Annotated in this window: 20 protein-coding genes; 13 read left to right on the forward strand and 7 right to left on the reverse strand. The window is 66.2% G+C overall.

What is annotated here, in order from left to right; translation table 11 throughout:
- The first annotated feature begins 70 nt into the window (after positions 1-70).
- Genes pepN through FDT80_RS05310 form a run of 3 tightly spaced genes read left to right on the forward strand, consistent with a single transcriptional unit; the run spans position 71 to position 3,800 of the window.
- Positions 71-2,626 (forward strand): aminopeptidase N, encoded by a 2,556-nt coding sequence (gene pepN / locus FDT80_RS05300; protein WP_138661163.1) that lies wholly within the window; start codon positions 71-73, stop codon positions 2,624-2,626.
- A 3-nt stretch (positions 2,627-2,629) separates the two neighbouring features.
- The gene (locus FDT80_RS05305; RefSeq protein WP_138661164.1) at positions 2,630-3,370 is read left to right on the forward strand and encodes an SDR family oxidoreductase; all 741 of its coding nucleotides are present in this window, start codon (positions 2,630-2,632) and stop codon (positions 3,368-3,370) included.
- Complete coding sequence (locus FDT80_RS05310) at positions 3,351-3,800, forward strand: hypothetical protein (RefSeq protein ID WP_246039868.1); 450 nt, start codon at positions 3,351-3,353, stop codon at positions 3,798-3,800. The genes FDT80_RS05305 and FDT80_RS05310 overlap by 20 nt, the downstream gene beginning before the upstream one ends.
- On the opposite strand, the gene FDT80_RS05315 is transcribed toward FDT80_RS05310, so the two are convergent.
- On the reverse strand, positions 3,786-4,502 hold the full coding sequence (locus tag FDT80_RS05315) for a transglycosylase SLT domain-containing protein (RefSeq protein ID WP_425471966.1): 717 nt from the start codon (positions 4,500-4,502) through the stop codon (positions 3,786-3,788). The two genes, FDT80_RS05310 and FDT80_RS05315, sit on opposite strands and share 15 nt — an antisense overlap.
- A gap of 267 nt (positions 4,503-4,769) precedes the next feature.
- Here FDT80_RS05315 and FDT80_RS05320 point away from each other — a divergent pair, with 267 nt between their 5' ends.
- Positions 4,770-6,095 (forward strand): hypothetical protein, encoded by a 1,326-nt coding sequence (locus FDT80_RS05320; RefSeq protein ID WP_246039869.1) that lies wholly within the window; start codon positions 4,770-4,772, stop codon positions 6,093-6,095.
- Positions 6,096-6,135: 40 nt separating this feature from the next.
- On the opposite strand, the gene FDT80_RS05325 is transcribed toward FDT80_RS05320, so the two are convergent.
- Entirely contained in the window at positions 6,136-6,663 is a 528-nt protein-coding gene (locus FDT80_RS05325) for a hypothetical protein (protein WP_138661165.1), read from the reverse strand.
- A gap of 171 nt (positions 6,664-6,834) precedes the next feature.
- Between FDT80_RS05325 and gatB the strand changes: the two genes are divergently transcribed.
- On the forward strand, positions 6,835-8,346 hold the full coding sequence (gene gatB, locus FDT80_RS05330; RefSeq protein WP_138661166.1) for an Asp-tRNA(Asn)/Glu-tRNA(Gln) amidotransferase subunit GatB: 1,512 nt from the start codon (positions 6,835-6,837) through the stop codon (positions 8,344-8,346).
- 19 nt (positions 8,347-8,365) lie between these two features.
- Here gatB and FDT80_RS05335 read toward each other — a convergent pair whose 3' ends face one another.
- Entirely contained in the window at positions 8,366-8,770 is a 405-nt protein-coding gene (locus tag FDT80_RS05335) for an OsmC family protein (RefSeq protein WP_138661167.1), read from the reverse strand.
- Positions 8,771-8,993: 223 nt separating this feature from the next.
- Between FDT80_RS05335 and FDT80_RS05340 the strand changes: the two genes are divergently transcribed.
- Positions 8,994-9,470, forward strand: coding sequence for a thioesterase family protein (locus FDT80_RS05340; RefSeq protein ID WP_138661168.1), 477 nt, complete (start codon positions 8,994-8,996; stop codon positions 9,468-9,470).
- Positions 9,471-9,602: 132 nt separating this feature from the next.
- Complete coding sequence (locus FDT80_RS19070; protein ID WP_246039870.1) at positions 9,603-10,247, forward strand: hypothetical protein; 645 nt, start codon at positions 9,603-9,605, stop codon at positions 10,245-10,247.
- 38 nt (positions 10,248-10,285) lie between these two features.
- On the opposite strand, the gene FDT80_RS05350 is transcribed toward FDT80_RS19070, so the two are convergent.
- Entirely contained in the window at positions 10,286-10,549 is a 264-nt protein-coding gene (locus FDT80_RS05350; RefSeq protein ID WP_138661169.1) for a BolA family protein, read from the reverse strand.
- A 100-nt stretch (positions 10,550-10,649) separates the two neighbouring features.
- Here FDT80_RS05350 and FDT80_RS05355 point away from each other — a divergent pair, with 100 nt between their 5' ends.
- From FDT80_RS05355 to FDT80_RS05380, 6 genes are all read left to right on the forward strand, one after another.
- Positions 10,650-11,276 carry a J domain-containing protein gene (locus FDT80_RS05355; protein ID WP_138661170.1) on the forward strand — a complete coding sequence of 209 codons (627 nt, stop codon included), beginning with the start codon at positions 10,650-10,652 and terminating at the stop codon, positions 11,274-11,276.
- A 121-nt stretch (positions 11,277-11,397) separates the two neighbouring features.
- Complete coding sequence (cobS, locus tag FDT80_RS05360) at positions 11,398-12,384, forward strand: cobaltochelatase subunit CobS (RefSeq protein ID WP_138661171.1); 987 nt, start codon at positions 11,398-11,400, stop codon at positions 12,382-12,384.
- A 25-nt stretch (positions 12,385-12,409) separates the two neighbouring features.
- Positions 12,410-13,117 carry an aspartate/glutamate racemase family protein gene (locus FDT80_RS05365; protein ID WP_138661172.1) on the forward strand — a complete coding sequence of 236 codons (708 nt, stop codon included), beginning with the start codon at positions 12,410-12,412 and terminating at the stop codon, positions 13,115-13,117.
- Positions 13,114-14,991 (forward strand): cobaltochelatase subunit CobT, encoded by a 1,878-nt coding sequence (gene cobT / locus FDT80_RS05370; RefSeq protein WP_138661173.1) that lies wholly within the window; start codon positions 13,114-13,116, stop codon positions 14,989-14,991. Before FDT80_RS05365 ends, cobT begins: the two co-directional genes overlap by 4 nt.
- 62 nt (positions 14,992-15,053) lie before the next feature.
- On the forward strand, positions 15,054-16,844 hold the full coding sequence (locus FDT80_RS05375) for an aminopeptidase P family protein (protein WP_138661174.1): 1,791 nt from the start codon (positions 15,054-15,056) through the stop codon (positions 16,842-16,844).
- A 74-nt stretch (positions 16,845-16,918) separates the two neighbouring features.
- Entirely contained in the window at positions 16,919-17,263 is a 345-nt protein-coding gene (locus tag FDT80_RS05380) for a DUF427 domain-containing protein (RefSeq protein ID WP_138661175.1), read from the forward strand.
- Positions 17,264-17,293: 30 nt separating this feature from the next.
- Here FDT80_RS05380 and FDT80_RS05385 read toward each other — a convergent pair whose 3' ends face one another.
- The 3 genes from FDT80_RS05385 to FDT80_RS05395 form a co-directional block, all read right to left on the reverse strand.
- Positions 17,294-18,982, reverse strand: coding sequence for a chloride channel protein (locus FDT80_RS05385; RefSeq protein WP_138661176.1), 1,689 nt, complete (start codon positions 18,980-18,982; stop codon positions 17,294-17,296).
- A gap of 83 nt (positions 18,983-19,065) precedes the next feature.
- The gene (recN, locus tag FDT80_RS05390) at positions 19,066-20,715 is read right to left on the reverse strand and encodes a DNA repair protein RecN (RefSeq protein WP_138661177.1); all 1,650 of its coding nucleotides are present in this window, start codon (positions 20,713-20,715) and stop codon (positions 19,066-19,068) included.
- 37 nt (positions 20,716-20,752) lie between these two features.
- On the reverse strand, positions 20,753-21,619 hold the full coding sequence (locus FDT80_RS05395) for an outer membrane protein assembly factor BamD (RefSeq protein WP_138661178.1): 867 nt from the start codon (positions 21,617-21,619) through the stop codon (positions 20,753-20,755).
- Positions 21,620-21,622: the final 3 nt, after the last annotated feature.

Raw genomic sequence — 21,622 nt, forward strand, 5'->3', positions numbered from 1 at the left:
CGGGTTGGCTGTCGTGGGCTTAACGTCCGCGACGATCCATCGGTTCCATCAGACAGCGAGAAGTCATGCCATGCGCGACGCGACCCCCCAGACGATCCACCTGAGCGATTACACCCCGTTCGGGTTCGATGTGACCTCGGTCGATCTGACATTCGACCTTGCACCTCGCGCGACGCGGGTGCGCAGCAAGATCACGTTCGCCCCCCGCGCGGGCGCCGCCGACACGCGGTTCTTTCTGCACGGCGAAAACCTCAAGCTGATCGGCGCCAGCATCGACGGCACGCCCGTCACCCCGCAGGTCACGCCCGAGGGGCTGACCTGCGACGTGCCCGACCGGCCCTTTGTCTGGGAGGCCGAGGTCGAGATCGATCCGCAGGGCAATACCGCGCTCGAGGGGCTTTACATGTCCAACGGCATGTATTGCACGCAATGCGAGGCCGAGGGCTTTCGCAAGATCACCTACTACCCCGACCGCCCCGACGTGATGAGCGTGTTCACCGTGCGGATCAACGGCCCGCATCCCGTGCTGCTGAGCAACGGCAACCCCGTGACGCGCACCCAAGGCTCCGCTGAATGGCACGATCCCTGGCCGAAACCCGCGTATCTCTTTGCGCTGGTGGCGGGCGAACTGGTCAATCATCCCGGCCGGTTCACCACGAAATCGGGCCGCGACGTCGAGCTGAACCTCTGGGTCCGGCCCGGCGACGAGGGCAAATGCGCCTTTGGCATGCAGGCGCTCAAGGACAGCATGACATGGGACGAGCAGGTCTATGGCCGGGAATACGATCTCGATGTGTTCAACATTGTCGCGGTCGATGATTTCAACATGGGGGCGATGGAGAACAAAGGCCTCAACATCTTCAACTCCTCCGCCGTGCTGGCCAGCCCCGAAACCTCGACCGACACGAACTTCGAACGGATCGAGGCGATCATCGCGCATGAATATTTCCACAACTGGACCGGCAACCGCATCACCTGCCGCGACTGGTTCCAGTTGTGCCTCAAGGAGGGGCTGACAGTCTACCGCGACAGCCAGTTCACCTCCGACATGCGCTCGGCGCCGGTCAAGCGGATCGGCGATGTCATCGACCTGCGCGCGCGGCAATTCCCCGAGGATCAGGGCCCGCTGGCGCATCCCGTCCGGCCCGAAAGCTTTCAGGAGATCAACAACTTCTATACCGCCACCGTGTACGAGAAAGGCGCGGAGGTCATCGGAATGCTGCGCACCCTGGTCGGGCCGGAGGCCTATTCGAAGGCGCTCGATCTCTATTTCGAGCGGCACGACGGGCAGGCCTGCACGATCGAGGATTGGCTCAGGGTCTTCGAGGACACCACGGGCCGCGATCTGGCGCAGTTCAAGCGGTGGTACAGCCAGGCGGGCACACCGCATGTGAAAGTGACCGAGCACTGGGACGACGCGGGCACCTATACACTGACCTTTGCGCAATCCACGCCACCCAGCGCCGCCAGCCCCGACCCGCAGCCGCTTGTCATTCCCATCGCCGTGGGCCTGCTGTCGCCCAACGGCGACGAAGTCCGCGCGACACAGGTGCTGGAGGTGACGCAGGCCAGGCAGACATTCACCTTCGAAGGGCTGGCATCAAGGCCCGTGCCGTCGCTGCTGCGCGGATTTTCCGCGCCCATCGTGCTGGAGCGTGACGTACCGCCCGGCCAGACGGCGTTCCTGCTGGCGCATGACACCGACCCCGTCACCCGATGGGAGGCCGGGCGCACATTGGCGCGCGACAGCCTGCTGGCGATGATCCGCGATGGCGTCCGACCGGATGCCGATTACCTTGACGGTCTGCGCAGGCTGGTCGCGGACGACACGCTGGACCCCGCGTACCGCGCCCTGATGCTGGGCCTGCCCAGCCAGTCCGACCTGGCCGCCCGCCTGTCGGAGGCCGGAACGACCCCCGACCCGGACGCGATCTATGCCGCGAGCGAGGCGATGCGCGACGCGCAGGCAGAGCACCTGTCGGATCTGCTTGCGGGGCTTTACGCCGATCACCAGGTCGATGGCCCTTATGCGCCCGATGCCCATCAGGCGGGCAAGCGATCGCTGGCGGGCGCCGCCCTGTCGCTGCTGACCCGGACCGACGGCGGCACGCAGGCGATGGCGCAATTCGCGGCCGCCGACAACATGACGCAGCAACTTTCGGCCCTGGCCAACCTCATTCGTGCGGGGAAAGGCAAGACCGCGCTCGACGCGTTCGAAACGCAGTGGCACGCCGACAGGCTGGTGATGGACAAGTGGTTCGGCCTTCAGGTCATCGAGGCCAAGCCGGAAGACGCCGTCGCCACCGCCGCCCGCCTGACCGAACACCCCGATTTCAACTGGAAGAACCCCAATCGCTTCCGGTCGGTGCTGGGCGCGCTGACGCAGCACCACGCGGGGTTTCACGCGGCCGACGGATCGGGCTACAGCCTGCTGGCGGACTGGTTGATCAAGCTCGATCCGGTCAATCCGCAGACCACGGCGCGCATGTGTTCGGCGTTCCAGACCTGGCGGCGCTATGACGCGGACCGCCAAGACGGAATCCGCGCCGAGCTGGACCGAATTCTGGCCACGCCCGAGCTGTCGCGCGACACCACCGAAATGCTCAGCCGCATCCGGGGGGTCTGACCGGTGCGCCCCGTTGTGTTGATCACCGGCGCATCGGCGGGCATCGGCGCGGCCTGTGCGCGGCTGGCGGCGGCGCGCGGCCATGACATCGCGTTGAACTACCGGCAGGACGCTCAGGGCGCGCAAGACGTGGCACAGGCGGCGCACTCCTGTGGCGCGCGCGTGCTGCTCTGCCCCGCCGATGTGGCCGATCCGCAGGCGATCGCGGCGATGTTTTCCCAGATCGACGCGGAGTTCGGCCGCATCGATGCGCTGATCAACAACGCGGGCATCGTGGACCAGCCGACCACGGTGGCCGAGATGACCCACGCCCGCCTGCGCCGGATGTTCGACGTCAACGTGATCGGCGCGATGCTGGTGGCCAAGGAGACCGTAGCCCGCATGCTGGCGCAGGGCGACGGCGGCGCCATCGTCAACATCTCTTCGGTCGCGGCGCGGCTGGGGTCGGCCAACGAATACGTCGATTACGCCGCCAGCAAGGCCGCCATCGACACCTTTACCAAGGGCCTGTCGGACGAGGTGGCGGCCAGCGGCATCCGCGTCACGTCGCTGCGCCCCGGCCTGATCGACACCGGCATCCACGCCAAGGGCGGCACCCCCGGTCGCGCGCAGCGGCTTGCGCCCAACATTCCCATGAAACGCCCAGGCACGGCGGACGAAATCGCGCAGGCAGCGCTTTGGCTGCTGTCGCAGGACGCAAGCTATGTCACCGGCGGGGTGCTGGATGTCTCGGGCGGGCGCTGAGCCGTTTCGGTATCGCAGCCGGGGCCGCAACCGAACCACGGCCATTGCGGTCGCGGCCTACTACGGTGTCCTCGTGCTGGCCATCGTGGCGGTCGAGGCCTCCGTGATCCTGATGGCGGTGCTGGCGCTTTTCGCCCTGCCCGCAACGATCGATCTGTGGCGCGATCCGCGCGCGGGGCTCGATCTCGACGACGAGGGCCTGCGCTGGTTCAGCGGCACGCGCCACGCCGAGGTGGCCTGGGGCGAGGTCGGTCACGTCCGCCTCGATACCCGGCTGGATTTCTCTGTCCGCGCCAGCGTCGTGCTGGCCGATGGCGGGCGCAAGATCCGCCTGCCTTACGAATCGACACCGCCGCACAAGGCCCTTGAGGCCGCGTTGCTGGCGCGCGGCATCGCGGTGCAGCGGCACCACTTTTCACTGATCGGATGACGCCGTGCGTTCCGCCGTGACGGGCCGCAACCGCGGCCGGGTCGCGTCCAGCGGCGCGCAGTAGGGTTGCCGTCGCAACCATCCCGCCATGTCGCCGCGCTTGGCCGCGCTGCGCATCGGGCCCCAGTCTGCGGAAACGCCGCGCCACCGGCTGTCGCGGGCATGCACCACACCGTCGCGCGGCACCGTGGTGGCCATGATCCGCACCGCGCAACTCAGGTTCGCGGCCCCGTTTTTCAACGACTCGCCATCGCCCACGTTGCATTTGTATCCGCGCGCCGTGGCCGGCAGAATCTGAAGCAGCCCGTACCAGCGCCCTCCACCGCCCACCGCCCACGGTTTGTAGGTGCTTTCGTGCTTGGCCAGCGCCGACATGAAGCCGACCCAGAACGCCCGGCGCCCCGCCTCGTCCGCGTCGGGATAGCGCGGACACCACGTGGCGATATCGGCGGGCACCATATCCGTGAGCGGCTTGCCATGCGCCTTGAGCGCCGACAGGGCCGCACGGTTCCATAGAACGTGCCCGCGCATGTGACGCCAGCGCGTGCGCGGCACGTTTCCGTCGCGCGCCGGCGGGCGCAGGGTAACCCCCTGCACCGACGACAGCATGGCGGGCGGCTGGGCCTGGGCCAGGGCGGGCCGCTCTGCCAGCGCGGGCGGCGCGCCAAGCATCAGCATCAAGAGGGCGATGGTCCGTAACATGGCACACAGTATGTGGCGGGCGCCGCGCCCCTGACAAGCGCGCAAAACCGCCGATGGGCGGCATTGCGCGCATCCCGCGCAACAATCCCGCCATCCCGCGCCGCACCGTCCCGCGGTGGGCAACAAAATCAAGGCAGACAGGTGTTTGCGGCCCTGTCAGCCCCTTTCGCGTCGGCGAAAAAGCCCGAGAACTCCCCGCCCGCGCCATCATTCGGCCCGAAAGCGCCGACAGGATGTGACAACAACAAAAACACTCGGGACCCCGTAATGATCCTTTCGCTTTCCAAGGCGCTCGCCAGCCGCTTATCGCCCCTGACACCCCGGATCTTGCGGGGGCGCACACCGCGCTGGCCTCTGGCCGTGGATCCGTCCGATTCGGGCACCGGGTCCTTGCTGCGGCCCCGGTTTCGCGCGTCCGGTCGCGGGTCCGCGGTCGCGCCGGAAAAGGCACTGTCGATCCCCTGCCCCGACATCACCGCCGAAGACGAGCATCGCGACCGCAACCAGATGAAGGGCCAGTTTCTGGCCCGCCAGGAACGCTGGGACGAATTGGCCATCGCCATCGAGGCCGCCGATCAGGACCGTGCCGCCACCCCCGGCGGGATGCCGGTCGCCGATCTGCTGGCCTATGGCGCGCGCGCCGATGTGGTGATGGCGGTCGAACACGCGTTGCTGGATGGCACGCCGGCGCGCGATGCGCCGTTGATGGCAGGGATCGAGGCGCTGGAATCGATCCTGATCGAGCATGAGGACAGCTATCCCATCGCGGTGATCGTGGCGCTTGCGCATATGGATCTGGGATGGGCCTGGCGTGGCAACGGCTGGGACGCCGATGTTCCCCGGCGCAACCGCGCGGCCTTTGACGCGCATTTCGAACGCGCGACAGATATCCTCGACCGGTTTTGCGGCGTCGAAAGCAATTCGCCCCTGCTGGCGGCGGCCCGCTGCATGTTGCTGGGCGGGGCGGCGAACGCCCATGACCGCGTGGCCGACGATTACGAAGACCTGATCGACCTGAACCCGCTCAACCCCGGGCCGATGCGCGCGATGGGCAACTACCTGCTGCCGCGCTGGTTCGGCAGCTATGACCAGCTCGAGCTGGAGGCCCGCCGCACGGCGGCCCGCACGCAGGACGTGTGGGGCGCGGGTGGCTATACCTGGGTGATGTTCGATGCCATTTCCGGCGATGATACCGCCTGCGCCCGTCTGGACCTGCCGTTCTTCATCGAAGGGTTGCACGATATCCTGGCGCGCGCGCCGCACCAGCATACGGTCAACCTGCTGGCGGCCTATTGCGCCAAGACCATCGGCATCGCGCCGTCGACGCATGACGCGGCCGGCCACGTCCGCAGCAGCATCGCCAACTGCGCCGACTGGATCATCCGCTCGCACCTCAAGGAATTGCACCCGATGATCTGGGCCCATGCCGCGCAGGGCTTCGACAACACGCTGCGGGTACGCTCGCCCCGCGCCTTTGCCGCCTCGGGACAGGAGGACGCCTTGCGGATCATCGCGGGACTGTTTCGTCGTGAGATCGCGGCAGGCCACAAGATCGTGTTCACCAACACCGGCCCCGTGACACAGCCCGGATAAGTGCCCTGCCGCGCCCGGTCTTGCGCCGGCGCAGGCGCTCTCAGCCCGGGGCGTTGATCCGGCGCGCGGCAGAGGCCAGCAGCGCGCGCGAATAGATCCGGTGTGGCGCAAGAAGCAGGGCCAGCACGCGCGATCTTTGCGGACTGCGCGCCAAAGCGGTGGGCGTGCCGATACCCGCCCCCGGCGGCACCACCGCCGACCCGAACCAAAGCTGCGTCGCGCCGTCCCGCGGCACCACCATGAACCACGACCGCGTCCGCCCCGAAAGATCGCACAGCAAAAGCTGGTCGGCGGTGCGCGCCTCCATCCACCAGACGGCGAAACTGTCGGCGTCGCCCGCCCCAAGCGCATGCGCCTGCCGGTCGGTGGACCGCCGCGCCAGAAGCACGCGCAGCACGCCCCGCTCCAGCCGGAACAGGGGGGTCGTGTAAAAGGCGGCGACGAACCGCGCCAGGCTGATATCGCCCCGGACCCGGCACATGAAAGCATCGGTATAGCAGCCCGGCCTTTGCACATAGCGTGCCAGCAGGGCGGTGTGCGGAACCTCCTTGGCCTCGATCCCCATCATTGCGCCGGTCCTTTTTGCTGACTGCTGCGCCCGTGCCGCCATCCTACACCATTTCGCGCGAAACCCGAATGCGGGCGATGCGCACGCCAAGCGGGGCCTTGCAGCACTTGACGCCCTGAATTATGACCGGATTGACGCGCGACCAACCCGCCGAGAGCCCAAGGGATACCCATGCTTGATCTGACCTACGACACACCGAAACCCCGCGTTATCGCAGGGGCGCAGCACGACTGGGAACTGGTCATCGGGATGGAGGTCCACGCGCAGGTCACCTCCAAGGCCAAGCTGTTCTCCGGCGCCTCCACCAAATTCGGAGCCGAGCCCAACTCCAACGTGTCCTTCGTCGATGCGGCGATGCCCGGCATGCTGCCCACGATCAACGAATACTGCGTCGAACAGGCGGTCCGCACCGGGCTGGGCCTCAAGGCGCATATCCACCTGGAAAGCGCGTTCGACCGCAAGAACTATTTTTATCCCGATCTGCCGCAGGGCTATCAGATCAGTCAGCTTTACCACCCGATCGTGGGCGAGGGCGAAGTGCTGGTGGAGTTGGGCGACGGCACCGCGCGCACCGTCCGTATCGAACGGATCCACCTTGAGCAGGACGCGGGCAAGTCGATCCACGACATGGACCCGACGATGTCCTTCGTGGACCTGAACCGCACGGGCGTGGCGCTGATGGAAATCGTCAGCCGCCCCGACATCCGCGGCCCCGAGGAAGCGGCGGCCTACCTGACCAAGCTGCGCCAGATCCTGCGCTACCTGGGCACCTGCGATGGCAACATGCAGTCGGGGTCGATGCGCGCGGATGTGAACGTGTCGATCTGCCGCCCCGGCCAGTACGAGAAATACCAGGCGACGCAGGATTTCAGCCATCTGGGCACCCGTTGCGAGATCAAGAACATGAACTCCATGCGGTTCATCCAGCAGGCGATCGAGGTCGAGGCCAAGCGCCAGATCGCCATCGTGGAGGGCGGTGGCAAGGTGGTGCAGGAAACCCGGCTGTTCGATCCGGACCGCGGCGAAACCCGGTCCATGCGCTCCAAGGAAGAGGCGCATGATTACCGCTACTTCCCCGACCCCGACCTGCTGCCGCTGGTGCTCGAGCAAGAATGGGTCGATCACATCGGCGCCACCCTGCCCGAATTGCCCGACGCCAAGAAGGCGCGGTTCATCGGCGATTTCGGCCTGAGCGATTACGACGCATCGGTGCTGACCGCCGACCTGGATTCGGCCGGGTACTTCGAGGCCGTGGCCCAGGGCCGCGACGGCAAGATCGCCGCGAACTGGGTCATCAACGAATTGTTCGGCCGCCTGAAAAAGGACGACAAGACGATCACCGACAGCCCCGTCAGCCCCGCGCAACTGGGCGGTGTGATCGACCTGATCGCCAGCGACGCGATTTCCGGCAAGATCGCCAAGGATGTGTTCGAGATCGTCTATTCCGAAGGCGGCGACCCCGCGCAGATCGTCGAAGAGCGCGGCATGAAACAGGTCACCGACACCGGCGCCATCGAAGCGGCGGTGGACGAGATCATCGCCGCCAACCCCGCGCAGGTCGAAAAGGCCCGCGAGAACCCCAAGCTGGCAGGCTGGTTCGTGGGTCAGGTGATGAAGGCCACGGGCGGCAAGGCCAACCCCAAGGCCGTGAACGAACTGGTCGCGAAAAAGCTGAACGGCTAGGCCGCCGGGCCCGGGCCGTTCAGTCGGGATAGTCGAAGTCCACGCGCATCGTTATCGTCTCGCGAAAGCTGTTCTTGATAGGGCAGCTTTCGGCGGCTCTTTGCAGTTTCCTGCGCTGAAGATCGGTCAGCCCGGGCGGCATCCGGACCCGCACCGTGATGGCGCGATAGGCGATACGGGGCGGCGGCGCGCTGTCAACCACGACCGATACCGTCACGTCTCGCAGATCGACGCCTTCGCGCGCCGCCGTGGGGCCCATCGCAATCAGCATGCAGCCCGCCAGCGCCGCCTGGAGCAGGTCGCCGGGCGACAGTTCCTCTCCCTTGCCGGTATAGGGGCAATCCATCGCGACGGACCTGTTCTTGGCCGGGTCCGTGGCCGTGCAATGCTGGTCGCCGTCATAGGTGATCGTGAGCGTTCCCATCGCCGTCTCCTGTCTTGCCCTGTGCCGGGGCCCGCACCACCACACATCGCTGGCTGGCGGTTGCGCGGGCCGTGGTCACTGATCTGTACCAGCCCGCCGCGCGCGGCACACCCCGGTGCCCTGCGAAATCGAAACAACCGGCAATCGGTCCGCACACAATCGCTTTGCGCTTGGCCGCGTCGCTCGGTAGCCTGCCGCAAATGCCGCCACGCAAAGGGACCACATGACCCAGCCTGCCCCCTTCCGATCCTCGGTGATGCACGTCAAGCCGGAATGGATCGATTTCAACGGCCATCTGAACATGGCCTATTACAACGTGCTGTTCGATCACTGCGCGGACGAGATCTATGCCGATCTGGGCTTTGGCCCCGACTACCAGAAAACCGGCTGCACCACCTACACGGCGGAATTTCACCTGTGCTATGTGCGCGAATTGCACGAAGGCGACGCGGTGACCGTGACGCTGCACCTGCTGGATCACGACGAAAAGCGGTTTCACACCTTTCAGGAAATCTGGCACGAGGACGGCTGGCTGGCCGCCACGGGCGAAGCGATGGCGCTGCACATCGACCAGTCGGGCCCGCGCGTCGCCCCCATGCCCGCCGAAATCAAGGCCCGGCTGGAGGCGCTTCAGGCCGCGCACGACGCCCTGCCCCGGCCCGATCGCGCAGGCCGCAAGATCGGCATCACCCGCCGCTGACTGACCGGGCGGCAACCGTCCGGACCACACCGAGAGCGGCGCGGAATACTCTGCGGATCGCGCCACCTTCCCCCTTGGCCTTGGTCCGGCACGTTGCTAAACAGCAGGCTCTTCCCAGCCAGAGGACAGCCCATGCCCCGCTATGAATACCGTGTCGTGCCCGCCCCCAATCGCGGTGTCAAAGCCCGTGGCGTCAAAGGTGCAGAAGCGCGTTTTTCTTATGCTTTGCAAGAGCTTATGAATCAGATGGGGCACAACGGATGGGAATATCAGCGTGCCGAAACCCTGCCCAGCATCGAGCGGTCGGGCCTGACCTCGACCACCACGGAATGGCGCAATGTGCTGGTTTTCCGCCGCGCGATCACCACCGATCTGGACGCATTTCAGCCCGAATTGCTGCCCGCCCCGAACAGCAGGCCAGAGCCGGCGATCGCCGACGGCCCGCCCGCACAGGTCAGCGCTGACGCGGCGCAGAGCGAGGCCGAAACGCCGGAAGCGGATGAGCCTGTCGGCGACATCGCGAAAGAGGCGGCCATGACAGCCACGCCGACGCCCGAGGAGGCCGACGCGAAAGCGCCTTCTGACGGTGCGGCGGACACCGGGGACGACGACGACGGCGAGGGCCAGCACCCCGGCGCGCGGGATGCGTCACGGTCGGTCGGCGCGACGCAAATGCTGCGCGACAACGGGGTGGAAGACATCAGCGATGTCTCGGGGATGACGAATTCGCTGCGCCGTCTTGTCGCAACCCGTAAACCCAAGCCGCCGAGCTCCTGATCGAAACCCTGCCGCCCGCCCCGCCCGCACCGCGTGATCTATGCGTCGATATCCAGCGCCAGCGCATGGATGCGGCCGATCAGGTCCGGACCAAGCGCCGCATGCACGGCGCGGTGACGGGCCAGACGGGTCATGCCCTTGAACGCCGCAGCGCGGATCGCCACATTGAAATGGCTCTCCCCGCCCTCCTGAAACCCCGCGTGGCCCCGATGGCTTTCGCTGTCGTCCACCACCTCAAGGTGGGTCGGCGCAAAGGCCGCGCGCAAATGCTCCTCGATCTCCCGAGTGACGGATCCCTGCATCGCCGTTCCTTGTGTGACTGACATTTTTTTACCGCGCCCCCTTCAATCTTTGTGCAGGCAGTCTAAACTCAACCGCCCGAGTCGAATAGGTTACTAACACATGCCAAAACCAGATCCCTTCGGATTCGACATGTCCGTGTCGTCCTCGAAAAAGAAAAACCCCCGCGGTCGCCGTGGCATGTCAGGCGCGTCCGAGACATCGACCCGCGTATGCGATCACGAGGGCTGCGAAGAGGCGGGCAAGTACCGCGCACCCAAGGCGCCCGACGTGCTGGACGACTACTTCTGGTTCTGCCAGCAGCACGTCCGGGAATATAACCTCAAGTGGAACTTCTTCGATGGCACCACCGAGGCGGAACTGAACGCGCAGATGTCCAAGGACAAGGTCTGGGAACGCACGACCAAGCCGCTGGGCGATCCGGAGGCGCGCGCATGGGCCCGCCTGGGCATCGAGGACCCGCATCAGGTGCTGGGCGCCAATTCGACGCAGAACCCCGGACGCGGGCCGCAGGCCGGTCGCCGCCTGCCGCCGACCGAGCGCCGCGCGATCGAGATCCTCGACGCCAAGGACACCTGGTCCAAGCCCGAGGTGCGCAAGGCCTACAAGGCGCTGATCAAGGTGCTGCACCCCGACATGAACGGCGGCGACCGCAGCCAGGAAGAGCAGCTGCAAGAGGTCGTCTGGGCCTGGGACCAGATCAAGGGCAGCCGCAACTTCCGCGACTGACGCGCCGCGGCGATCCGGGCTTTTGCCCTTTCCCTTGCAGCCCGCCACGATATGTTGCACCACGAGCAGCAACCGCAGACATCTCTGCTACACGACCGCTAACACGAAGGGTAGAACCGCAATGGCCGACGGCGCACTGGATATCGACACGAAACCCACCGAAGAGATTTCCGTTCGCGACGTCTTTGGCATCGACACCGATATGGTCGTCAAAGGCTTTGCCGAGCGCACCGAACGCGTGCCTGAACGCGACAGCACCTACAAGTTCGACCCCGACACCACGCTGGCCATCCTCGCGGGGTTCACCCACAATCGCCGCGTCATGATCCAGGGCTATCACGGCACCGGCAAGTCGACCCACATCGAACAGGTCGCCAGCATGCTCAACTGGCCCACCGTGCGCGTGAACCTCGACAGTCACATCAGCCGGATCGACCTGATCGGCAAGGACGCGATCAAGCTCAAGGACGGCAAGCAGGTCACCGATTTCCAGGAGGGAATCCTGCCTTGGGCCCTGCGCAATCCGACCGCGATCGTGTTCGATGAATACGACGCCGGCCGCGCCGACGTGATGTTCGTCATCCAGCGGGTGCTGGAAACGGACGGCAAGCTGACACTGCTGGACCAGAACAAGGTGCTGACGCCGCACCCCTATTTCCGCATCTTCGCCACCGCCAACACCGTGGGCCTGGGCGACACGACCGGCCTTTACCACGGCACCCAGCAGATCAACCAGGGCCAGATGGACCGCTGGTCGCTGGTGGCGACGCTGAACTACCTCAGCATCGATGCGGAAACCGCGATCGTGCTGTCGAAGAACCCGCATTACAATACCGACAAGGGCCGCAAGACCGTCAAGCAGATGGTGACGGTGGCGGACCTCACGCGCACCGCCTTCATGAACGGCGATCTGTCCACGGTCATGTCGCCGCGCACCGTGATCGCATGGGCCCAGAACGCCGAGATTTTCCGCAATGTGGGCTATGCCTTCCGGCTGTCGTTCCTCAACAAATGCGACGAGCTTGAGCGTCAGACCGTGGCGGAGTTCTACCAGCGTCTCTTTGACGAAGAGTTGCCCGAAAGCGCCGCCAGCCTGAGCCTGGGGTAATCCCGAAGATGGCGGGGGGCATATCATGCATATTGGCCTGATCGGCGGCATCGGCCCTGCGGCGACCATCGTCTATTACCAACGGCTGACACGCGCGATGCGACAGCGTGGGGCGCGGCTTGACCTGACGATCGTGCAGGCCGATATCGACGATCTGATCCGCACCAACCTTGCCGATCTGCGCGATGAACAGGCCCGGACCTATGCCGGGTTGATCGACCGGCTCAGGGCCGCGGGGGCCGAGTGCGCCGCGATCACGTCGCTGGGCGGACATTTCTGTTTCGCCGAAACGCAGGCGATGGCATCGCTGCCGCTTGTCAGCGCGGTCGACCCGCTGGACGCGTATTTCGCGCGAAAGGGTTTCGGAACGGTCGGATTGCTGGGAACGGACGTGGTCATGCGCACCAAGCTGTACGGGCAGTTGCACAAGACCGGCGCGGTCAGCCCGGACGGAAACCTGGAGCAGGTCGGCGACGCCTATCGCGACCTTGCGTTGCGCGGCACCGCCACCGCCGAGGATCGCGCATTGTTCTTTGCCGCCGGGCAGGAGATGATGGAGCGGCAGGGCGCGGATGCCATCGTGCTGGCCGGCACCGACCTGAACCTCGCCTTTGACGGGCAGGACCCGGGGTATCCGGTGATCGACGCGCTGGACGCACATGTGGCACTGCTGGCCGATCTCGCTTCGGGCGAGGGCGATCTGCCGACCGCGACGAAGGAATGGACCAGATGACCAAGCAATCCGACAACCCCGCCGATCCGTTCAAGAAGGCATTGGCCGAGGCGACCAAGGTCATGGCGCATGACCGCGATCTGACGGTCAGCTATTCGGTCGATCCGTCGGGCGTGTCGGGCGATGCGATGCGCCTGCCGCAGGTCAGCCGCCGCATGACCCGCGACGAGGTGCTGCTGGCGCGCGGCACGGCGGATGCGCTGGCGTTGCACCGCCGCTATCACAACGGCCAGACCCACGCGCGCTATCAGCCGCAGGGCGAGATGGCGCGCGATCTGTACGAGGCGATGGAAACCGCGCGCTGCGAGGCGATGGGCGCGCGCGACATGCCCGGCACCGCGGGCAACATCGACGCCAAGATCGCCCATGACGCGATGCGCAAGGGGTATGATCAGGTCAAGCAGCCCGCCGACGTGCCGCTGGCCACCGCCGCGGGCTACCTCATCCGGCATCTGGCCACGGGGCGCCCCCTGCCCAGCGGGGCCAACAACGTGATGGAGCTGTGGCGCGGCTTCATCGAGGACCAGGCCGGCGAGACGCTGGACAACCTCGATGCCACGCTGAGCGATCAATCCGCCTTTGCCAGGTTCGCGCGCAAGATCATCAGCGATCTGGGCTATGGCGATCAGTTGGGCGACGACCCTGACCAGATCGACGAGGATCAGGAGGACGAAGCCGAAGAGACATCGGACGAGGAGCAGGAGCCCGACAGCACCGGTCAGGATGATCAGGACGACGAGGACGCCGAAGCCAGCCCCGAGCAGAGCCAGGAAGATCAGGACGATGCCGCCCAGGCGCAAGTCAGCATGGACGACATGGCCGATCAGGAGATGGGCGAGGAGGCCGAAATGCCCGAGGGCGAGGCCCCGCTCGAGCCGCCCGCCCCGCAGCCTGCGTCGGATGCCGACCCCAACTACCTGGTCTACCTGGGCACCCACGACGAGGAGATCGGCGCCGAGGAACTGGCCGAGCCGATCGAGCTCGAGCGCCTGCGCGCCTACCTGGACCAGCAGCTTGAACCGCTCAAGGGCGCGGTCAGCCGTCTGGCCAACAAGCTGCAGCGCCGCCTTCAGGCGCAGCAGAACCGCAGCTGGGAATTCGACCTCGAGGAAGGCATGCTGGACGCGGGGCGCCTTGCGCGGGTCGTGGCCAACCCCACGACGCCGCTCAGCTTCAAGGTCGAAAAGGACACCGAGTTTCGCGACACGGTCGTGACGCTCCTGCTCGACAACTCCGGTTCGATGCGCGGGCGGCCGATTTCCATCGCCGCCATCTGCGCCGACGTTCTGGCCCGGACGCTGGAGCGGTGCAACGTCAAGGTCGAGATCCTTGGCTTTACCACCCGCGCCTGGAAGGGCGGACAGGCCCGCGAGGCCTGGTTGAACGATGGCCGCCCACAGCAGCCCGGTCGCCTGAACGACCTGCGCCATATCATCTATAAATCCGCCGACGCGCCCTGGCGGCGGACGCACCGCAACCTTGGCCTGATGATGAAGGAAGGGCTGCTGAAGGAGAACATCGACGGCGAGGCGCTGGAATGGGCGCACCGCCGGATGCTGGGCCGTCACGAGGCGCGCAAGATCCTGATGGTGATTTCGGACGGCGCGCCGGTCGATGACAGCACCCTGTCGGTGAACCCCGCGAATTACCTAGAAAAACACCTGCGCGACGTGATCGCGATGGTCGAAAGACGCCGCGCGGTGGAGCTGCTGGCGATCGGCATCGGGCATGACGTGACCCGCTACTACGATCGCGCCGTCACGATCACCGACGTGGACCAGTTGGCGGGGGCGATGACCGAACAGCTCGCGGCGCTGTTCGACAGCGATCCACGGGCGCGGGCGCGCGTGATGGGCATCAAAAAGGCCGGTTAGACCGGCCTTGCCTTCGGCGAGAGTATTTTTGACCCAAAGAAGACGAGAGCGAGGAGAGACGGTTGTTCCAGTCATTCGAGGTATCCGCGCGGCCCGAGCAGGGACCGCCCCGGTTGAAGGCGCTGCGTACGGAGATGGCGGGCGAAGGGCTGGACGGTTTTCTTGTACCGCGCGCCGATGCGCATCAGGGCGAATACGTGGCCCCGCATGACGAACGGCTGGCCTGGCTGACCGGGTTCACCGGGTCGGCGGGATTTTGCGCCGCGCTGCGCGATGTGGCGGGGGTCTTTATCGATGGCCGTTACCGCACGCAGGTCAAGGCGCAGGTGGCCTCCGACTTCACGCCGGTGCCCTGGCCCGAGGTCTCGCTGGGCCAGTGGCTCAAGGAGCAGTTGCCGGAGGGCGGGACCGTCGGGTTCGACCCGTGGCTGCATGTTCCCGGCCAGATCGAAGAGCTGGAAAAGACGCTCGATGGCTCGGGTGTTTCGCTCAGGGCGAGCGATAATCTGGTGGACCGCATCTGGGCCGATCAGCCCGCGCCGCCAAGGGCGCCCGCCAAGGCACACCCCATCGAGTTCGCGGGAGAAAGCCACGCCGACAAGCGTGCAAGACTGGGGCAGGCCCTGCGCGACAAGGGCGAGGTCGCGGCGGTGATCACCCTGCCGGATTCGCTGTGCTGGCTGTTGAACATCCGCGGCTCGGACATTCCGCGCAATCCCATCGCGCAGGGCTTTGCCGTGCTGCATGGCAGCGCCGTCGTCGATCTGTTCATGGACCCCGCCAAGCTGGAGGGGCTGGAGGAGCACCTGGGCGACAAGGTCTCCATACGCCCGCCCGACACGCTGCTGGCCTATCTGCAGGCGCAGCCCGGTCCGGTCCGGCTCGAGAAATCATCGGTTCCGGTGATCGTGGCCGAGGCCGTGGGCGACAAGGTCGTCTGGGGCGACGACCCCTGCGCGCTGCCCAAGGCCTGCAAGAACGCCGCCGAGATCGAAGGCGCGGCACAGGCGCATCTGCGCGACGGGGCGGCGGTGGTCGAACTGCTGGCCTGGCTGGATGCGCAGGCGCCCGGCACGGTGACCGAAACGCAGGTTGTCAGCCGATTAGAGGCGCAGCGGCGCACCGACAACGCGTTGCAGGACATCAGTTTCGAAACCATCGCGGGCACCGGCCCCAATGGCGCGATCATGCACTACCGCGTGACCGAGAACACCGACAGCGTGTTGGAGAGCGGCCACCTGATCGTCATCGACAGCGGCGGGCAGTACCTTGACGGCACCACCGACATCACCCGCACCGTGCCCATCGGCCCCCCGCCGCAGGAGGCGTGCGAGGCGTTCACCCGCGTCCTTCTGGGGATGATCGCGATGAGCCGCCTGCGCTGGCCCCGCGGCCTGGCCGGGCGCGACATCGAAGCGGTGGGACGCTTGCCGCTGTGGCTGGCGGGCCAGGATTTCGATCACGGGCTGGGGCATGGCGTCGGCGCATACCTGAGCGTGCACGAAGGGCCGCAACGGCTGAGCAAGACCAGCCATGTGCCGTTTCAACCCGGGATGATCCTGTCCAACGAGCCGGGGTATTACCGCGAAGGCGCGTTCGGCATCCGTCTGGAAAACCTGCTGGTGGTGCAGGACGCGCCCGATCTGCCCGGTGGCGACCACCACCGCAAGATGCTGGACTGGCGCACCTTGACCTTTGCGCCGATCGACCGGCGGCTTGTAGTGGTGGACATGCTGGATCGGCCCAGCCGCGACTGGTTGAATACCTACCACGGTCAGGTTGCGGAAAAGATCGGCCCCCGGCTATCGCCCGAGGCAAAAACATGGTTGGATGCGGCCACCGCACCGATCTGACCCCCGTGCCCGTCACGATACTGTCAAGGCGCGCGCAACGACCTATATCACCGACCACAAGGGGGAGAGATCGAATGGCCGACCATATCAAGATCCGCAAGGCAGACGGCACGTGGAGCGTGCGCGCCGGCGGGGCCGTGCTGGGCGAAAGCAGTGCGGCGCTGGAGCTGATCGAGGGCGATTACCCCCCCGTCATCTATTTCCCGCGCGGCGACATCGCGATGGCGTTTCTGGACAGGACCGACAAGACCAGCCATTGCCCGCACAAGGGCGATGCGAGCTATTTCTCGGTCGTGACCAAAAGCAAGACGCTGCAGGATGTCGTGTGGAGCTATGAGACCCCCAACGAGGCGGTGGCGCGGATCAAGGACCACCTGGCCTTTTACACGAACGGCGAAGTAACGGTTGAGCAGATCTGATCGCGCCTTCCGCCGGCCCGCAAGTGCCGTTCAGGAATGTTCTTCGGCGGCGGTGGCGGCCAGCGCGCGGTTATAGGCCTTGAGCGCATCGACGTGAAACAGCGCCCCCACAAGGACCGGGGGCGCGCCGTCCTGCCCCTCGCGCACGACCGGGACGAAGGATAACATGGTCTTGTCGAACACCGGCAGCGCGGCTTCGAGTGTGGCGTTGGCATCGATATAAACACCGGAGTCGACCAATTCGGCGCAGGTCTCTGCATTGCCCTCGCGCAGATCGCCCGCCCGGCGCATCACCGCCGACACGCGGAACATCGCCAACAGATACGCCTGCGGCCCGGCGGCAAGGTGGATACCCCGGCGTTCGAGTTGCGTCAGGAAAAAGCTGCGGTCCACCAGGCGCGACGCCAGCGCGGTGGACATCGACACCGCCACCATCACCGCAAGGCCGGTCTGCCAGTCGCCCGTCAGTTCGAACACGATCAGGGTCGTCGAAATCGGGGCGCCCAGCACCGCCGCCGCCACCGCCCCCATTCCCGCCAGCGCATACAGCGTGACGGATCCCGACACGTCCGGAAAAATCCCGGTGGCGATCAGGCCAAAGGCAAGCCCCGTCAGCGCACCCACCATCAGCGAGGGCGAGAATATGCCGCCCCCCATGCGCCCGGCCATCGTGATGGCCACGGCCACACATTTGAGCACCGCGAACACGATCGCCTCGTTCAGCGCCAGTTGCCCGGTCAGGGCGAGCGACGTCGTCTCGTAGCCGACGCCGATGATATGCGGATACCAGATCGCCATCCCGCCCAGAAGCGCGCCCGCACAGGCCGGACGCAGCCAGCGCGGCAGATGTATCCTGGTCTGGACGCGGGTGCCCACATCGTCGGCCCAGAAGATCGCCCGCATCAACAGGACCGAGACCAGCCCGGCCATGAGCCCGAGCAACAGGAAGGCGGGCAATTCCTGGTAGAACTGGACATCGCCCGTGGTGGGCAGGACAAATTCGGTAACGCCGCCGAATTCAAGCCGGTTGATCACCGTGCCGGCCACGCTCGCGATCACGATGGGCGCAAAGGCATGGACCGCGAAATGGCGCAGCACGACCTCCAGCGCGAAAAGCGCCCCCGCGATCGGCGCATTGAAACTGGCGGACACAGCCGCGGCCACGGCACAGCCGAGCAGGTCACGCCCGGTGATGCCATCGGCGTGGATGCGGCGGCTGACCCAGGTGGCGATGACGCCTGCCATGTGAACCACCGGTCCTTCGCGACCCGACGACCCGCCGCTGCTGAGCGTGATCAGCGACGCCAGCGCCGACGCGAGCCCCGCGCGCGTCTCGACCTGCCCATCGCGCATGGCGGCGCCCTGGATCACATCCGCCACGCCGCGCGCCCGCCCGTCGCGGGTAAAGACATGCAAGATCAGCCCGACCGCCAGCCCCCCGGCAATGGGAATGAGCAGGATCAGATACCACGGCAGCGACGACGCGAAGCTGTGCAGGAACTGCACGTCATCTGTGCCGTAAAGCGCCGCTTGCAGGGCGTTGATGCCCTTGCGGAAAAACAGCGCCGCGAATCCGGCGCCGATGCCGATGGCCAGGGCGATGAACCAGAACTGCACCTGGCTGGGCCCGCGATGCCGCAGGATATGCAGCCCGTCCCGACAGGAGGTCAGGGCAAGCGTCATCTGCTGGGACAGGAAGGAGCGGCGGGGCTCTGTCATTGGTTACGCATTCTCTGTGTGCCCCTTGTCTAGGGCAAGGTGCGAGCGGATAAAACCCCGTTTGCGCCGTGGCTTAGCGCCGATCAACCGGCCAAGAGCGCCCGCGCGGCGCCCCGTGCCTCGTCGGTGATGGTATCGCCCGCCAGCATACGCGCGATTTCATCCACCCGGTCGCTGCTGGGCAGCGGCACCACGGTCGAGGTCGTCATCCCGTCGGTCACGCGTTTCTCGACCCGCCAGTGATGCGCGCCAAGGGCGGCCACCTGCGGCGAATGGGTCACGACCAGCACCTGGCCGCCCTGTGCGATCGCGGCCAGGCGGCGCCCCACGGCGTCCGCCGTCGCGCCGCCGACGCCTCGGTCGATCTCGTCGAAAATCATGGTCAGACCCACCTGCCCGCGCGTGAGGCACACCTTGAGCGCCAGAAGAAAGCGGCTCAGCTCGCCCCCGCTGGCGATCTTGTTCAGCGGCCCGGCCGGCGCACCGGGATTGGTGGCCACGGAAAAGGCCACCGTGTCGCGGCCTTCGGGGCCGGGCGTTTCGGGCGTGATCTGGGTCTCGAACACTGCCCGGTCCATTTTCAGCGGCGCAAGCTCCGCAGTGACCGCCGTATCGAGGCGTCGTGCGGCCTCCTTCCGGGCTTCCGTGAGGGCGGTGGCGGCCGCGTCATAGGCAGCTTCGGCCTCGGCCACGGAACGTTTCAGTTCGGCCAGATCGGCATCGCCCGCATCCAGTGCCGCCAGCTTGGCGCGCAGGTCATCCGCAAATCCCGAGAGATCATCCGGGGCGACGTCATGCTTGCGCGCCAACCCGCGAATGGCAAACAGGCGCTCTTCGGTCTCCTCAAGCTCGGCGGGGTTGAACGACAGCGCGTCGATGGCGCTCACGATCCCCTCCATCGCATCGTCAAGTTCCACCATCGCGCGGCCCAGGGCGGCCATCGGCGCCTCGAGCCGCCCATCGGCGCGGTCCGCAGCGGCATCGAGCCAGCGCATCGCGTTCGTCATGCTGGCCTCTGCCCCGTCGTGGCCCAGCCCTTCGTAGGCGCGCACCACGTCGCCGCGGATTTTTTCGGCGCCCTGCATGTGGCGGCGCTGCTGGTCCAACTCTGCATCCTCGCCCGACCTGGGGGCCAGCGCGTCCAATTCCGCCACCGCGTGACGCAAGTAATCTTCCTCGGCGCGGATGGCCTCCATCGCCTGTTGCGCGGCATCATGCGCCTTTCGGGCGTGGCCCATCGCGGACCATGCCGCGCGGGCCGCGGCGCGGGCATCGTCCAGCCCGGCGAAGTCGTCCAGAATGGTGCGGTGGCCGCGTGGGTTCAGCAGGCCGTGATCGTCATGCTGACCATGCAGTTCCACCAGCGTTTCCGACAGGCTGCGCAGCATTTCACCCGAACAGCGGCGGTCGTTGACCCAGGCCGTCTTGCGCCCGTCGGATGTGTTCACCCGCCGCAGGATCAACTCGTCACTGACCGGCAGCCCCGCTTCCTCGAGCACCGCGCGCGCGGGATGACCCTCGGGTATGTCGAACCACGCCGTGACCTCGCCCTGCGCTGCGCCTTGCCGCACGAGATCGGCGCGCCCCCGCCATCCCAGCACGAAACCCAGCGAATCCAGCAAGATCGACTTGCCCGCGCCGGTCTCTCCGGTCAGCACGTTCAGCCCCGGCTGAAACCCAAGTTCCAGCCGGTCGATGATCAGCATGTCCGATATTTCAAGACCGCGCAGCATCTGGATTATTCCGTCGGGTGGGGGCGTGCGGGCACGGCTAGAGCCATTGCCCCTTGATCGTCTGGCGATAGATCTGCTGCAACCATCCGTCGCCCGCCGCCTCGAGCTTGAGGCCCTGACCGGTCAGCAGTTTGTAGCTGTCCTCGTACCAGTCGCTCGAGCGGTAGTTGTAGCCCAGGATGGCGCCGGCGGTCTGCGCCTCGTTGACCAGCCCAAGCGACAGATACGCCTCGACCAGACGGTGCAGCGCCTCGGCGGTGTGGCTGGTGGTCTGGAAATCCTCCACCACGACGCGGAAACGGTTGATCGCGGCAGTGTAATGATCGCGGCGCAGGTAGTAGCGCCCGATTTCCATTTCCTTGCCCGCCAGATGATCAAAGGCCAGATCGAACTTGAGGATCGCCGCGCGCGCGTATTCGCTGTCGGGATACCGTTCGATCACTTCGCGCAGGCTTTGCAACGCCTGGAACGTCAGGCCCTGGTCACGGCCCACTTCGTCGATCTGATCGTAATAGCTCAGCGCCAGCAGGTATTGGGCATAAGCCGCATCGTCATCGTCGGGATAGAAATCGATGAAGCGTTGCGCGGCGGACCGGCTGTTGGGGTAATCCTGATCCTGATGATAGGCAAAGGCCTGCATGATCAGCGCGCGCTTGGCCCAGTCGGAATAGGGATAGAGCCGCTCGATCTCCGCGAAATAGAACGCCGCTTCGGACGGGCGCTTGCGGTTCAGTTCGAACTCCCCACGCTCGAAAATCTGCTCGGCGGTGTAGGTTTCAAGCGGAATTTCCTGCGGATTGAAGAAACTGCCATCGGTTCGACCGGCATCGCTGCCACATGCCGCCAGCGTCGCTGCAAAAAGCACCGCACCGATCACCCGTGTTCGGGACCCGCCGCCTGTCATGCC

It is taken from the genome of Sulfitobacter sabulilitoris, from assembly GCF_005887615.1.
GTDB classification, from domain to species: Bacteria; Pseudomonadota; Alphaproteobacteria; order Rhodobacterales; family Rhodobacteraceae; genus Sulfitobacter_E; species Sulfitobacter_E sabulilitoris.

What these genes read in the sequence shown, in the direction of transcription:
- pepN (WP_138661163.1), top strand. Translation starts at nt 71, where the DNA reads ATGCGCGACGCGACCCCCCAGACGATCCACCTGAGCGATTACACCCCG.
- FDT80_RS05310 (WP_246039868.1), top strand. Translation starts at nt 3,351, where the DNA reads ATGTCTCGGGCGGGCGCTGAGCCGTTTCGGTATCGCAGCCGGGGCCGC.
- FDT80_RS05315 (WP_425471966.1), bottom strand. Translation starts at nt 4,502, where the DNA reads ATGTTACGGACCATCGCCCTCTTGATGCTGATGCTTGGCGCGCCGCCC.
- FDT80_RS05320 (WP_246039869.1), top strand. Translation starts at nt 4,770, where the DNA reads ATGATCCTTTCGCTTTCCAAGGCGCTCGCCAGCCGCTTATCGCCCCTG.
- FDT80_RS05325 (WP_138661165.1), bottom strand. Translation starts at nt 6,663, where the DNA reads ATGATGGGGATCGAGGCCAAGGAGGTTCCGCACACCGCCCTGCTGGCA.
- gatB (WP_138661166.1), top strand. Translation starts at nt 6,835, where the DNA reads ATGCTTGATCTGACCTACGACACACCGAAACCCCGCGTTATCGCAGGG.
- FDT80_RS05335 (WP_138661167.1), bottom strand. Translation starts at nt 8,770, where the DNA reads ATGGGAACGCTCACGATCACCTATGACGGCGACCAGCATTGCACGGCC.
- FDT80_RS05340 (WP_138661168.1), top strand. Translation starts at nt 8,994, where the DNA reads ATGACCCAGCCTGCCCCCTTCCGATCCTCGGTGATGCACGTCAAGCCG.
- FDT80_RS19070 (WP_246039870.1), top strand. Translation starts at nt 9,603, where the DNA reads ATGCCCCGCTATGAATACCGTGTCGTGCCCGCCCCCAATCGCGGTGTC.
- FDT80_RS05350 (WP_138661169.1), bottom strand. Translation starts at nt 10,549, where the DNA reads ATGCAGGGATCCGTCACTCGGGAGATCGAGGAGCATTTGCGCGCGGCC.
- FDT80_RS05355 (WP_138661170.1), top strand. Translation starts at nt 10,650, where the DNA reads ATGCCAAAACCAGATCCCTTCGGATTCGACATGTCCGTGTCGTCCTCG.
- cobS (WP_138661171.1), top strand. Translation starts at nt 11,398, where the DNA reads ATGGCCGACGGCGCACTGGATATCGACACGAAACCCACCGAAGAGATT.
- FDT80_RS05365 (WP_138661172.1), top strand. Translation starts at nt 12,410, where the DNA reads ATGCATATTGGCCTGATCGGCGGCATCGGCCCTGCGGCGACCATCGTC.
- cobT (WP_138661173.1), top strand. Translation starts at nt 13,114, where the DNA reads ATGACCAAGCAATCCGACAACCCCGCCGATCCGTTCAAGAAGGCATTG.
- FDT80_RS05380 (WP_138661175.1), top strand. Translation starts at nt 16,919, where the DNA reads ATGGCCGACCATATCAAGATCCGCAAGGCAGACGGCACGTGGAGCGTG.
- FDT80_RS05385 (WP_138661176.1), bottom strand. Translation starts at nt 18,982, where the DNA reads ATGACAGAGCCCCGCCGCTCCTTCCTGTCCCAGCAGATGACGCTTGCC.
- recN (WP_138661177.1), bottom strand. Translation starts at nt 20,715, where the DNA reads ATGCTGCGCGGTCTTGAAATATCGGACATGCTGATCATCGACCGGCTG.
- FDT80_RS05395 (WP_138661178.1), bottom strand. Translation starts at nt 21,619, where the DNA reads ATGACAGGCGGCGGGTCCCGAACACGGGTGATCGGTGCGGTGCTTTTT.